This is a genomic window from Allocoprobacillus halotolerans, from assembly GCF_024399475.1.
GTDB lineage: Bacteria > Bacillota_I > Bacilli_A > Erysipelotrichales > Coprobacillaceae > Allocoprobacillus > Allocoprobacillus halotolerans.
In genome coordinates this window covers 2,898,376-2,911,662 of the sequence record NZ_CP101620.1, presented here as the reverse complement: position 1 = coordinate 2,911,662, position 13,287 = coordinate 2,898,376, and the positions used below count along the sequence as shown (strand labels likewise).

Sequence of the window (13,287 nt, the reverse complement as noted above, 5' to 3'; positions counted from 1 at the left end):
TGGTTACTATGTTTAAAAAATGGAAATTAAGGAAATATCAAAAAATATTTTTCATTGATAGTGAAAATGTAGGCTATCAATTACCTGATGAAATACCTGAAAATATTTATATTTATTTGTTTGTCAGCAATCCATTTGTGCTAGATAAACTTGGAGATGACATAACAAAATATAAAAAGCAGTTAGAAATTGTTGATATTAGACCATTGATGAAACATGGAGCAACAAAAAATGCAATGGATTTTTGCATTGTGGCAAAACTTGCTGAAATAATGCTTTGGGTATCATTTCATCAAAAAATGATCATAGTATCTAGAGATAAAGGTTATGATATTTCAATTGCGTTTATGAAACAACAGTATCCTCGTAAATCTATTGAAAGATACTCATTACCTATGACTTGTTATTATGCTTCACATGATTGTACGCAGAAGATTATCAATCAATTAGATCATGATGTCATGAAACTTGTGACTTCACATCAAACAATGGCAGGATTAAAACGATTTTTAACAAAAAATCAAAAATCATTATTTGTGATTGAAGAATTTACTGAAGAAATATCTGGTATTAAAGTTTTTATCGAATATGATATTTATCTCAATCAATATGCCTTATACTATTCTGGGAATATAAAACAGCGTTATTATCATTTAGAAGAAGCACAACAAGATTTTCATGATTTAGTGAATATGTTGCAAAAGAAATATCAAAAGTATTATTCAAAAGAATTATTATTTAAAGCAAAAGAATTACATATTCACCAATATATTGAGGAAGCCTATTTGAAAAAACAAACACTTCAAGATTGTTTAATTAGTCATTTTGGACAAAAAGAAGGTATCTATTTATTTAATCAATTCATACAAGCTTAAAGATTTTATTTATAGAATAATAAAAATGTGACTGAAGTTTCAGCCCTTTTTTTGTGTAAATAAAATGAGGAATTTTCGCCTTTTAAGCGAACACTCATCATTTTTATAAAAGTATAATAAGTTTGTATAAAGACAAACTATTAAATGTCAATAATTAATTTAAAAAAATGATTTTAATAGTGTTTGTCCTGATTTAGAGGAGCAATCCGATGTTCTTTGATGTTTTTAGTGGATTTTTGGGTGCACTAAAAACAACTTCTCAAAACTCAGTGTTTGAAAGCTCTTACATTTTAGGTTTTCTTTGTTTTTAAGCTACTGATTCCGTTGCTTCGTTCCTATAAACAAAGCGATGGATTTCACCATTGATATCAGAATACTGATAAATCTGTTTTCTGGTATTCTTTGGAAAATCTAAAGATATTGAATTGAAGAACGTATTTCGGGTTTCTTCTGGTAATCGCATGATATTTTCATGCATGATTATAAAACTGCTTTCTGATGGTAGAATAAAAACTGTACAAGGTAAATGACAGAAAAAATCATTGATGGTACAATGTCATATGAATTATAAAACAAACAGAATGAGAGGAAGAAACATATGGCAAAACATACTTATGATAAAGATTTTAGAGAAGGAGTGATTCAGTACTGTTTAGATCATCCAGATGAATCATATGTAAGTGTATCAAAAAGATTTGGAATTCATGATACGACGATTGGTGGATGGATGAAAAGTTACAAGAAAAATAATGATGAAGTGATTATAAGAGGAAGTGGAAATTATTCAAGTGATGAAGCTAAGGAAATAGCCAAATTAAGAAAAGAACTTAAAGATACAAAGGATGCATTAGAAATCCTAAAAAAGGCTATTGGCATACTGGGAAAATAAACCAAAAGGACATCTACGAAAGTGTTAAAGAATCAAAAAAGAAAGATTCAACAATTTCGATTTCCAGTGTGCTAAAACAGTTAGATGTCAGCAAATCAGGTTATTATGATTACATTAATAGAAAGCCAAGCTATACAAAACAAAGAAGAGAAAAATTACAAAGAAAGTTGAGGAAATTTATAGAAATTCTCATGAAATATATGGCTCACCAAAAATAACAGAGATGCTCAATCAAAATGGTGAAAAAGTCAGTCAAAGATACATTTATTCCATCATGAGAGAAAACAGCTGGAAGGCTAGATATGTAAAGCCATACGTTCAAACAACAATAAGTGAGGATTTCTCTTCAAGGCTTAAAAATCTGCTCAATAGACATTTTAATCCATCAAGACCTGATTGTGCCTGGTGTACAGATATAACTTATATAAGAACAGTTGATGAAGGCTTTGTCTATTTGACAAGCGTCATGGACCTATACTCAAGAAAAATCATATCATGGGTGCTGACAAAAACGATGGAAACAGATGAAGTTCTAAAAAGTATTGAAAAGGCAAAGGAAAGAAGGAAGGTAGAAAAACCATTAGTGGTGCAAAGTGACAGGGGCGTGCAGTTCACATCAACTAAATATCAGGAGATGACAGAAGGATTTGTAACAAGTTACTCAAGAAAAGGAACACCATGGGATAATGCCTGTATAGAATCATTTCATGCATTGATCAAAAGGGAGTGGTTGAATTTTTATAAGATAATGAATTATGAAGAAGCATATCAACTTGTATTTGAATACATAGAGGGATTCTACAATACAATAAGGATTCATTCACATTGTGGGTATCAGTCACCCAACGAATACGAGAAAAACTATATGTTAGCAGTGACTAACAAAAATCAAACAACTTTTATTACAAATTCTGCAATTTAAGTTGTCCGAAATCTTGACATAGTACCATTCGTTTTTCATGATTGAATAGATATATCTGGCAATGCGATTGGCAACTGCAATGACCGCTAATTTATGACGCTTTTTATTTCCGTTCTTCACTCTTTCAAATAAGTGTTTAAGAACAGGATTATGTCGTCTGGCAAATTCGGCAATCATGTAAAGAGCGTGTCTCAGGTATTTTGAGCCTTTCTTGGAAATCTTGCCCATGATTTCCACAGACTTGCCAGAACGCTTGTTACGTGGTGATGAACCACTGTAAGAGACATAATGATCAGCATTTTTGAATCTGAAGATGTCTCCGGTTTCAGCGATGATAACAGCGGCAGTCAAAGGACCACAGCCAGTGATGGTCAACAGCAGACTGTAAACATTAAAAGTGGCAGCAAGCTTTCTGATATCTTTTTCAATCAGTTTCAATTGTGTACGAATATGGATGATGCTTTCAACAGTGTTGGAAATAATATATCTCATATGATCGGATACATGTGGAACCAGTGTATCCTGAGCATAATTGAAAAGCTTATCAATCTTATCCATACTGCAGCGATGTTTAGTTGCTTCGTAAACAAGATGAAACACTTCATTTTTGGAAGCATTTATGATATCATGCGAAGTAGGATATTGAGATAAGACAGCCAGGAAAGCAGCTGATTTAGGTTCAAAAACATACTGAAGTTCAGGGAAATAACAATCACAAAGGGCAATGAGACGGTTAGTTTCCTGAGAATAGAGTTTTTTAATCTGATAGTGTCTGTGAACGAGAGCCTTAAGATCTTGATATCCGTTTTTGTTTTCAAAAACGGAATCTGAAACATATTTGACCTGATCATCAGTACCGATAATGGAACAGATGGTTTGAGCATCCAAAGGATCAGATTTAGATATATTATGGCTTTCTCTCCATTTATTAACGAAATCCGTATTAAGCTGATGGATTTCTTCATCGCTATTACAGTTTTGTTTAATAAAGGTGTAGATATTAGTAGAATATATGCCAGTGACTTCCAAAGCAAAATAAGTGTGGAGACAGTACTGATCACTGGAATACTTTCTAACAGTATTTAAAAACTCAACAACTTCAGATTTAATAAACTTAAAAGATAATTTTTTTCTAAGAAAATGAGGTTTGACCGCTCTTAATTCAGGGACAGCCAGAACAGCAGCATCAGCCTTGCCTTTAGAGACATCAATGCCAACATAAAGATTGTAATTGTAATTTTTCATAAAAAATGACCTTCTTTCTAAAGTATGTAAATGGTTTTGAATTGCACCTCTAAATCAAGACAAACGCAACCTCGTAAATGCGGAGACAAGTGAGAATACACTGCTGCAACAAACTCATTCGGGTATAAAGTATGCCTTGAACAGAGGATTAAGTCTTTTAGAAGTGAACATAACAAGATGGCCGCAGGAGAAAAGAATAAAACCTTGATTCAAAACGAAACTATTATCTTAAAAGAGAGTGTAGAAGCAAGGATTTTTTAAACAACTGAGATATCTCAGTTGTTTAAAAAGAGAAATCCTTAATTCAAACTTCTATACATATTATACGAGGAGAAAGTGTATGGATAGATTAAAAAATTGGTTATTTAGTGAGATAGAAGTAGAAGAAAATTTTACAGATATGAAAATGAGATATTATTAGCTTCAAAATATGGATAAGCTTATTGATTTAGCAAATGATCTCAAACATAATTATATGATTTTATGTTATGTTGATGAAAACATTATCGTAAGAGTGTTGGATTTTATTGATGGAATTATTTATATTAAAGATATCCAAAAAATAAAAATCACTCAAAATATTTATATGTTTTTACCCCAAAACATAAATTATAAATGCATTTCATAGAGGATTTCATTGACGGTGAAAAGATCGTATATTTGATTTTGTATACAATAAATAATAACAATATGAAATCTATTGTTTAATGAAAAAGCATAATTTGCACTATTCAATAAAAGTTCGAATTCTTCCATATTTAATTCTAGGGCTAATCCTAAAGCAATAACAGTTTTAAAGGAAGGATGATAATGAGGATTTCTAAGTTTAGAAAAAAGTTTTGCTTGAATATCAATGTCATTAAGTTAAAGGATAGTATGCAATCATAACGATTAAGTTAAGGTATCAATTCAATTGAGAGTTGGTACCTTTTCGAATATGTCGAAACTATAAACTTATTTTATCTATTTCATGCGCACTCGAAAAGAACTAAACATTTAGCTCAAAAAAATTTCTTGTTATTCTAAAATAACGTGCTATAATGAATCATGTCAGGACGTTCTATTATTAAACGGTTTGACTGATTTCGGTTTTATAGAACGTTTATATGATCTTTCTGGTCGTTCAGGGACCAGGAATTTTTTTATTCTTGAAACAAGAACATCTTCTTCCAATAGATCCCTGAGATACAATCGTATGTTTGTCACTGCATTGGCAAAATTCGCCTTGTAGCGGTATCTGCAGTTCTGTTTCATCTCGATATTATTGATGATGATTTCAGAAACATTATACATCAGGAATGTTGCATTGATTTCCTGCTGAATCAGCTGTCTTTTTCTTGCATGGAAATAAATCATTCCAAGTGTATTCTTTACCTTATTGAAGGCTGTTTCCTCATTCCAGCGAAAGTGGTACAGCTCCCTGAAGTCATCAAGCGAAAATTCATCTTCGCTAAGGTTCGTGATGATTGTCACATAGTTGTTTTCAGTGGCTTCGAAACGTACGATGCGAAGTGTCATTTCATAATAATCCTGAGTTGGACCCAAAAATCAAATTTGGATGTAGAAGGAACAAAGACATATTTTTCCTTGTTGGCTTTTATTTCCTTTGTCTGAAGTCTTGTCAATGTGCGTGTGACAGTCATGTCAAAAGAGCCTTCAGGTGTAGATATGTTTGTCATGATGCCACTTTTTGTATTGATATCCTTGACACGAATGGCGAACTTGAGATTGTTTTCAATGAAATGGGCAAACAGATTGTAATTCTCATAGCCACGATCAGCAGTAAATATAGCATTTCTAGGATAATGCCCATTATTGATGATGGAGATGAGGGCGTCGCATTCCTGCTTTTTCGTTGCCGAATCAATACTCCAGTCGAGAAAGACGTGATTCAGGCAGTCATATAGAGCGTTGATATGATATTGACAGCAGGGGCTGCCAAGAGTGTTATACAGAATTTTGGTATCATCATCCTCAAAAGGGATGTTGATGTCAGAACCATCCTGAGCCAGTATGCGATAGCCATTGATGGTGGCATAATTATCAAAACTTGACAGAAACAGCTGATTGATACGCTTAAAGATGACAGGGGCCAGCAAACTTCTTCGCTGACAGAGAGCGGAAGGAGAAGGCATATCCTTAATGTCATAAAAGAAGTGTGACATTTCACAGACAGTGGAATGACTGGAGAAGTTCATAATACATTCGATTAAGGTTCTGGCAGTAATCTTGCGATTGCGGTAAAATTGGAAACGGGATCATAGCAGTAGTTTTGAATGCCCTCAAGAGTAAAATCAATGGATTTGTCCAAGTTGTTTTTGATAATACTTGGTGAATAGTAGATGTTAGATTTTGATTGATTCAACATGATAAGTACCTCCTAAAAAAACACATCTACTAAAAAGGGCTAAAAATTATAGAACATTATAATTTTTAGCCCCACAAACCTTTCAGTTTGTCAATAGAAAAATAAAAAAAGAGCCTCAATATTTTAGAAATATCAATATTGAGGTTCTTTAAGCTTAACTTAATGACATTGGCTTGAATATGTGCTTTTTTATATACAAACGAATCTTTTTGGTGAGGATATTTTTGATACATAAAATGATAGAGCATTTCTATGAATGAGTAAAAAGCAAAAGGATTTTCAAGAAGAAATGCTTTGTCATTTTTAAGTTTTTCTTCAAAATCTTGTATATCTTGGATTGTTTCTTGAATCATTGTTTATGAATAATAGAAAAAACATTATCAAAATATATCTACTCAAATAAAGATTTTGTATATATAGATTTAAGTTTTTCATGATCATCACCTGTTAATATTGTAAAAGATATAAAATGATAATATATGCTTATATTAGCATATATAAATCATGGGTTGGTTGTATAATGAAGATTAAGAAAGAACTCTCTTTGATAATTTTTTTGAAAAATAAAAGATTTTTGATGAAATAGACAGTTTTTCTTATATAATATGTATAGAACGAAAAAAGAAAGGATAAAAAATATGGGAAGATTAGTATTAGGATTAGACATTGGTATTACTTCAGTGGGTTATGGTGTAATCGATATAGATAATAATCGTTTTGTTGACTATGGGGTAAGACTTTTTAAGGAAGGTACAGCTGCAGAAAATGAAAAAGAAGGACAAAAAGAGGTTCAAGACGTTTAAAAAGAAGAAAAACAAATCGTATATCAGATATGAAAAAACTTTTGAAACAATCAGGTTTAATGGATGACGACTATGTATCATTACAGAATCCATATGAAATAAGATGCAAAGGATTAACAGAAAAATTAACTAATGAGGAATTGTGTTGCTCTATATTACATATTACAAAATGTCGAGGAACTGTTTTGGAAATTTCTGCTGATGAAACAAAAGATGAAGAAACAACAAAAGGTGTTTTATCTAAAAATGCAGCGTTATTAAAGGATCATTTTGTTTGCGAAATACAGTTAGAAAGACTAAAAAATGAAGGAAAAATTCGAGGTGTAGAAAATAATTTTCAAACTGAAGATTATCTTAAAGAATTAACAACAATATTAGAACATCAAGATTTAGCTGATGATATGAAAGAAAAAATTCTTCATCTAGTAGCAAGAAGACGTCGTTATGATCAAGGACCAGGAAGTGAAAAATCTCCAACACAATATGGAAGTTTTAGAGTTGTTGACGGACAAGTAGTTCAAGTGAATTTGATTGATATGATGAGAGGAAAATGTAGTGTTTATCCTAACGAATTGAGAGCACCAAAACAATCCTATACAGCGGAGTTATTTAATCTGTTAAATGATTTAAATAATCTAACAATTCATAGTGAAAAAATGAGTTGCGATGACAAACAAAGAATTATTGATTTTGTTGATGAAAAAGGAAACATAACAAATAAACAACTTTGCAAATTATTAGAAGTTGCAGAAGAAGATATAACAGGATTTAGAATTGATAAAAATAATAAATCACTTCTTACAGAATTTAAAGGGTATGGAAAAGTATTAAAAGTATTTAAAAAACATCATCAGGAACAGCTATTATCTGATAAAACAATTGTTGATGATATAATGGAGATTTGTACAAAAGCGAAAGGTATAGATGAAAGAAAAACTGAAATTTTTAAACTCTATCCTCAACTATCTGAAGAACTTGTTGATGATCTAGCAAGTATGAAGGGCATTTCGGGGTATCATTCTCTATCATTAAAGATTATGAGAGAGTTGAATGAAGAAATGATGAAAACGGAACTGAATCAAATGCAGTTATTACATCAATTAGAGTTACATAATAAGCATAGGAAATCTTTAAATGGAATGAAAAAGATTTATCCTGATGATGAAGCAATTCTTTCACCTGTTGCTAAAAGAGCACATAGAGAAACTTTTAAAGTCATTAACAAACTAAGAGAAATATATGGTGAGTTTGATAGTATTGTCATTGAAACAACAAGAGATAAAAATAGTGATGAACAAAAGAAAAGAATTAAGGATGGACAAAAATTTAATGAAAATACTAATAAACAAGTCAATGAACTTCTAATGAAACAAGGGATAGACAGTGATCATGTCAATGCAATGACAAAACTAAAAATTAGATTATATTTAGAACAGGATGGAAAAACAGCTTATACTCAAAAAGATATTGATTTAAATCTTTTAATACATGATAAAAATGCTTATGAAGTGGATCATATTATTCCAATTTCTATTTCTTTGGATGATTCTTATTCAAACAAAGTTCTTGTCAGTCATTACGAAAATCAGATAAAGTCTAATATGACTCCTATACAGACCTTTTTAAAAGGTGCGTTTGATGGTGGATCATTAGAACAGTTTAGATATTTTGTTAAAAATAACAAAAATATGCAAAGAAAAAAGAAAAACTATTTATTATATGAAAAGGATATTACAAAATTTAGTGATATTCAGGAATTTATTAATCGTAATCTTATCGATACAAGTTATGCATGTCGTAGTGTAATGAATACTTTACAACATTATTTTAAAGATAATGAAATTCCTACTAAAGTACATACGATTAAGGGACAGGCAACAAGTACATTTAGAAAGAAAATACATCTTCAAAAAGAAAGAGATGATGACTATTTCCATCACGCAATTGATGCATTAATTGTTGCATCATTAAAGAAGTTGAATTTAGTAAATAGTTATTTGATGAAATATGATTTTAATCAATTATATGATGAAAAAACTGGAGAAATATTGAAAGTTCCTGAAGAGAAAAAGTATTTAGAACCTCAATATATTGCGTTTGTTGCTGAATTAAAAAATATCTATGAAGAATCCTATAAATATAATTTAGGTATTATGAAAAAAGAAGATATGCACTATCCTTTAATCAAAGTATCACATAAGATTGATACAAAACCTAATCGTCAGATTGCTGATGAAACAATATATAGTACACGTTTTGTCAATGGAGCAGAAATGTTAGTAGAAAAGGTAAAAAATATTTATGATCCTAAAGAAAAAGCTGCAATAACATTGGTCAATAACATTATCAATAATGAAACTGATAAATATATTATGGCTTCTAAAGATCCACAAACTTTTAATAAAATTAAAGAAGTTGTGATGAACCATTTTGAAACTTATAAAGAATCTAAAGAGTATTATATTATTAATAAAGGTAAATATGAGTTAAAATCAACGAACCCCTTAACATTATATTTTGAAGAATTTGGACCAATTACAAAATATGCGAAAAAGAATAACGGACCTGCAATTCATTCAATGAAATTCTATTCAGAAAAATTAGGGAATCATATTTCTATTACACATCATTATGATGTTCATGATAAAAAAGTGATTATGAAACAGATTAGTCCTTATAGAACAGATTTCTATCTATCACCTCAAGGTAAATATAAGTTTGTGACAGTGAGGTATAAAGATGTCTTTTATAAAGCGTCTATCGGTAAATTTGTTATTAGTCAAGAGTGGTATGATGATGAAAAAGCTAAAAAAGGAATCGATGATAATTGGAAATTTGTATGTTCAATGCATCGTGATGAATTGATAGGTATTGTCAAAAAAGCTGGTGATAAATATATTTATGATGCATCTAAAGAACAAAACGGAGATGTTTTGTATCATGATGGAATCCATTATGAAATATTGAAGTTTACAGCGACAAATGATGATAAGAAGGGTACGTTTGAAGTCAAACCAATCACTTGTTACTATAAAAAACGATTAACGCCAACAATAGGAACTTGCATCAAAATAACTAAGTTTGCAACGGATGTATTAGGAAATATGTATGAAATTAAAGAAAACGTATTGAAATTAGAGTTTGAATAGTGTATTATATAAGTGGTTATATTCTAGCAAAAATTTATATGACCTAACAAAACAAGGGTTCATCCCGGAATCGGCTCTGTATAGAGCCTTTTTTGTACCATGAGTCATAGAATCATATATATTGAAAACTGTGAATATCTGAGATTATATTTAGATAATCTAAAAGTAGAATATAAAGATAATGATTTATTTTTACCAATCTCAGATATTCAAATCTTAGTAATAGATAATTATAGATCAAATTTAAGTGTCCCATTAATTAATAAATTAATGGAAAATAATGTTTGTACGATTATATGTGGTATTGATCATTTACCAACTTGTTATATATTGCCAATGAATGGACATTTTTCTCAAAGTGGTAATATAAATAAACAAATACAATGGAGTGAAGATAATAAAAAAAGAGTTCATCAAAAAATTGTAAAAGCAAAAATATTTAATCAGATAGAAATATTAAAAAAGAATAATAAGAGTTTTGAAGTTATTGAAAAACTCTATCAATTTTTAAGTGAAGTTGAACTGGGTGATACAACAAATAGAGAAGGATTATCTGCAAAAATGTATTTTAGAGAAATGTATGGAGATGATTTTATACGTTTTAATGAAGATGTTGTAAATGCTGGGTTGAATTATGGATATAGCATTTTTAGGTCATTGATTTCCTCAATTATTGTGGCTAAAGGATATTTACCTAATTTAGGTATATTTCATAAAGGAAAACAAAATATGTTTAATTTAAGTGATGATGTTATTGAAGTTTTTAGACCTATCGTTGATGATTATGTTTTTAATCATATGTTGGATGATATATTATTTAAACAACAACATCGTGAGGATTTAATCCAATTGACTACAAAAAAAGTAAAGATAGATAATAGGAAACAGACGATACCTAATGCAATATATATTTATATTGAAAGTATTTTAAAAGAATTAGAAGATAATGAAAATTCTTTTATATTTCCTTTACCAATCTGTTATGATTTATGAGTTTATGAGATTGATATTATTTTTTGATTTACCAATGACAACAAAAGAAGAAGTAAAAATATATACATGTTTTAGAAAATATTTAATAAAGAATGGTTATATGATGATGCAATTTTCCGTATATTGCAAGATTTTTCCAAATAGAGAAGCAACTGTTAAACATGTGGATATATTAAGAAAAAATGTACCTAAACAAGGACAAATTAGATTGTTGATGGTTACAGAAAAACAATATTCTAAGATTGAAATTATTGTTGGAGGTATTTCAAATCAAGAAAAAATAGTAAATGCAGAATCCTTTATAAAGCTATGAAGAAACTGATGATAAAAAAGGAAATAAGAATTTTTCAATAAATATAAATTATGTAAAGTATTGTATAGGTTTTAATTATCAAGAAAAATATGAATTAAAAAAGATGATTTTTGAATATTTTCATAATACAAAAATAACTGAATATTCATTAAATCATATAGGGCAAATAAATATTAGTATTGATAATAAAGAAATAAATAAGAAACAAACTTTATTTTATTATGTTAATCATCAATATTCATTGCATGATGACTTAAAATTATCAACAAAATCATTAATATCAAAATATCTTGAATCATTTTTATCACAAAGAGATTATAATGATACAATATTATCTATTAATATTCTATTAGAATCCTTTGCCATAGAATTGGATTCAGATATTATAAAAAGTCAATTTGTAACACTCACACCAAAATCATTATTAAAACTTTTAATACCACTATATTTTATAGAAGATGAACAAGCTAATGAATATGATTTATCATACGATGAAATTATAATTGTACAATTAAAAATGATTGAATTTATTTCTCGAGATATAGAAATGACAGTATTTTGCTTGATTGAAATACCAGAATTAACGCAAGCAATCAAAGAATGTATTCAACAATTAAATCAATGTATTGTCATAGTCATATTAACATCATCTCAAGTATTGTTAGAATTTAAAGATATATATTATATGTCAAATATAATAATTGATTGTAGTGATGATGAACTTATTTATGAAACATTTCTATCAAAAGGAGTATGTACTTTAAAGGAGGCAAAACAAATTATGCAAGACATAGTTAACAAAGAATATCAAAAACAACAATTATCTATTACTAAAAATATTTAAACGTAGAGTTTATTAATTATCAAATATATGATAATATGTATTTGAGGTTTTGTTACCATATGGATTTTTGCTAGGATAAAACTGAAAGAACTTGACATTTTAAGAAATATGAGTTTTGTTACCATATGGATTTTTGCTAGGATAAAACTGATGCAACACAAAACAATGTTAGCGATGGTGTTTTGTTACCATATGGATTTTTGCTAGGATAAAACTATTAATCTTTTTAGAACTGACACAGGCTTGTTTTGTTACCATATGGATTTTTGCTAGGATAAAACCATTGAAAGAAAACAAGCCTATCTTATTCAGTTTTGTTACCATATGGATTTTTGCTAGGATAAAACCAGATGATGAAACTGAAGATGATGCAGACGGTTTTGTTACCATATGGATTTTTGCTAGGATAAAACTTTTTAGTGATTTATTGATTAAAATTATAAGTTTTGTTACCATATGGATTTTTGCTAGGATAAAACTGGCAAAACTAGAAAACATTATACATTATAGTTTTGTTACCATATGGATTTTTGCTAGGATAAAACATATAAAATGATGTATAATATAATTGTAGGGTTTTGTTACCATATGGATTTTTGCTAGGATAAAACTATGACAATCAACAGTTTATCGAGAAGAAGGTTTTGTTACCATATGGATTTTTGCTAGGATAAAACTTAATGATATTGAGCAACGTTACCTCAACAGTTTTGTTACCATATGGATTTTTGCTAGGATAAAACTTAATGATATCGAGCAACGATACCTGAACAGTTTTGTTACCATATGGATTTTTGCTAGGATAAAACTAACTTCAACTAATCCATCTAGTTAAAGGGGTTTTGTTACCATATGGATTTTTGCTAGGATAAAACTTAATGATATC

13 protein-coding genes, 1 pseudogene and 1 CRISPR repeat array (1 of these 15 only partly in view) are annotated in these 13,287 nt (G+C 29.3%); of the genes and pseudogenes, 8 read left to right on the top strand and 6 right to left on the bottom strand.

The window, feature by feature from the left end; genetic code table 11:
- Positions 1-8: 8 nt before the first annotated feature.
- Positions 9-875 carry a hypothetical protein gene (locus NMU03_RS17310; RefSeq protein ID WP_290140215.1) on the top strand — a complete coding sequence of 289 codons (867 nt, stop codon included), beginning with the start codon at positions 9-11 and terminating at the stop codon, positions 873-875.
- Positions 876-1,182: 307 nt separating this feature from the next.
- On the opposite strand, the gene NMU03_RS17305 is transcribed toward NMU03_RS17310, so the two are convergent.
- Positions 1,183-1,353 (bottom strand): hypothetical protein, encoded by a 171-nt coding sequence (locus NMU03_RS17305; protein ID WP_290140213.1) that lies wholly within the window; start codon positions 1,351-1,353, stop codon positions 1,183-1,185.
- 120 nt (positions 1,354-1,473) lie between these two features.
- Here NMU03_RS17305 and NMU03_RS17300 point away from each other — a divergent pair, with 120 nt between their 5' ends.
- On the top strand, positions 1,474-1,764 hold the full coding sequence (locus tag NMU03_RS17300) for a transposase (protein ID WP_290137672.1): 291 nt from the start codon (positions 1,474-1,476) through the stop codon (positions 1,762-1,764).
- Positions 1,765-1,915: 151 nt separating this feature from the next.
- Positions 1,916-2,686: pseudogene (locus tag NMU03_RS17295) on the top strand (IS3 family transposase); the annotation flags it as partial.
- Here NMU03_RS17295 and NMU03_RS17290 read toward each other — a convergent pair.
- The 5 genes from NMU03_RS17290 to NMU03_RS17270 all read right to left on the bottom strand — a co-directional run bounded on the left by NMU03_RS17290 (position 2,633) and on the right by NMU03_RS17270 (position 6,652).
- On the bottom strand, positions 2,633-3,931 hold the full coding sequence (locus NMU03_RS17290) for an IS110 family RNA-guided transposase (RefSeq protein WP_290140211.1): 1,299 nt from the start codon (positions 3,929-3,931) through the stop codon (positions 2,633-2,635). The pseudogene NMU03_RS17295 and the gene NMU03_RS17290 sit on opposite strands and share 54 nt — an antisense overlap.
- A gap of 1,050 nt (positions 3,932-4,981) precedes the next feature.
- Positions 4,982-5,449, bottom strand: a complete 468-nt coding sequence (locus NMU03_RS17285) for a transposase (RefSeq protein WP_290138938.1) — start codon at positions 5,447-5,449, stop codon at positions 4,982-4,984.
- Complete coding sequence (locus NMU03_RS17280) at positions 5,446-6,030, bottom strand: transposase (RefSeq protein ID WP_290140210.1); 585 nt, start codon at positions 6,028-6,030, stop codon at positions 5,446-5,448. Before NMU03_RS17280 ends, NMU03_RS17285 begins: the two co-directional genes overlap by 4 nt.
- Before the next feature lie 110 nt (positions 6,031-6,140).
- Positions 6,141-6,299, bottom strand: coding sequence for a hypothetical protein (locus tag NMU03_RS17275; RefSeq protein ID WP_290140208.1), 159 nt, complete (start codon positions 6,297-6,299; stop codon positions 6,141-6,143).
- Between the two features lie 65 nt (positions 6,300-6,364).
- On the bottom strand, positions 6,365-6,652 hold the full coding sequence (locus tag NMU03_RS17270) for a hypothetical protein (protein ID WP_290140206.1): 288 nt from the start codon (positions 6,650-6,652) through the stop codon (positions 6,365-6,367).
- Between the two features lie 285 nt (positions 6,653-6,937).
- Here NMU03_RS17270 and NMU03_RS17265 point away from each other — a divergent pair, with 285 nt between their 5' ends.
- The 5 genes from NMU03_RS17265 (at position 6,938) to NMU03_RS17245 (ending at position 12,401) form a co-directional block, all read left to right on the top strand.
- Positions 6,938-7,102 (top strand): hypothetical protein, encoded by a 165-nt coding sequence (locus NMU03_RS17265; protein ID WP_290140204.1) that lies wholly within the window; start codon positions 6,938-6,940, stop codon positions 7,100-7,102.
- Positions 7,103-7,122: 20 nt separating this feature from the next.
- The gene (gene cas9 / locus NMU03_RS17260; RefSeq protein WP_290142390.1) at positions 7,123-10,251 is read left to right on the top strand and encodes a type II CRISPR RNA-guided endonuclease Cas9; all 3,129 of its coding nucleotides are present in this window, start codon (positions 7,123-7,125) and stop codon (positions 10,249-10,251) included.
- A gap of 99 nt (positions 10,252-10,350) precedes the next feature.
- Positions 10,351-11,244: a type II CRISPR-associated endonuclease Cas1 gene (cas1, locus tag NMU03_RS17255; RefSeq protein WP_290140202.1), complete on the top strand. Its 894-nt coding sequence runs from the start codon at positions 10,351-10,353 to the stop codon at positions 11,242-11,244.
- A 4-nt stretch (positions 11,245-11,248) separates the two neighbouring features.
- Entirely contained in the window at positions 11,249-11,557 is a 309-nt protein-coding gene (gene cas2 / locus NMU03_RS17250; protein ID WP_290140200.1) for a CRISPR-associated endonuclease Cas2, read from the top strand.
- Between the two features lie 103 nt (positions 11,558-11,660).
- On the top strand, positions 11,661-12,401 hold the full coding sequence (locus NMU03_RS17245) for a hypothetical protein (protein WP_290140198.1): 741 nt from the start codon (positions 11,661-11,663) through the stop codon (positions 12,399-12,401).
- 46 nt (positions 12,402-12,447) lie between these two features.
- A CRISPR array of direct repeats spans positions 12,448-13,287; the repeat unit is 36 nt; unit sequence GTTTTGTTACCATATGGATTTTTGCTAGGATAAAAC; it runs 716 nt beyond the window's last position.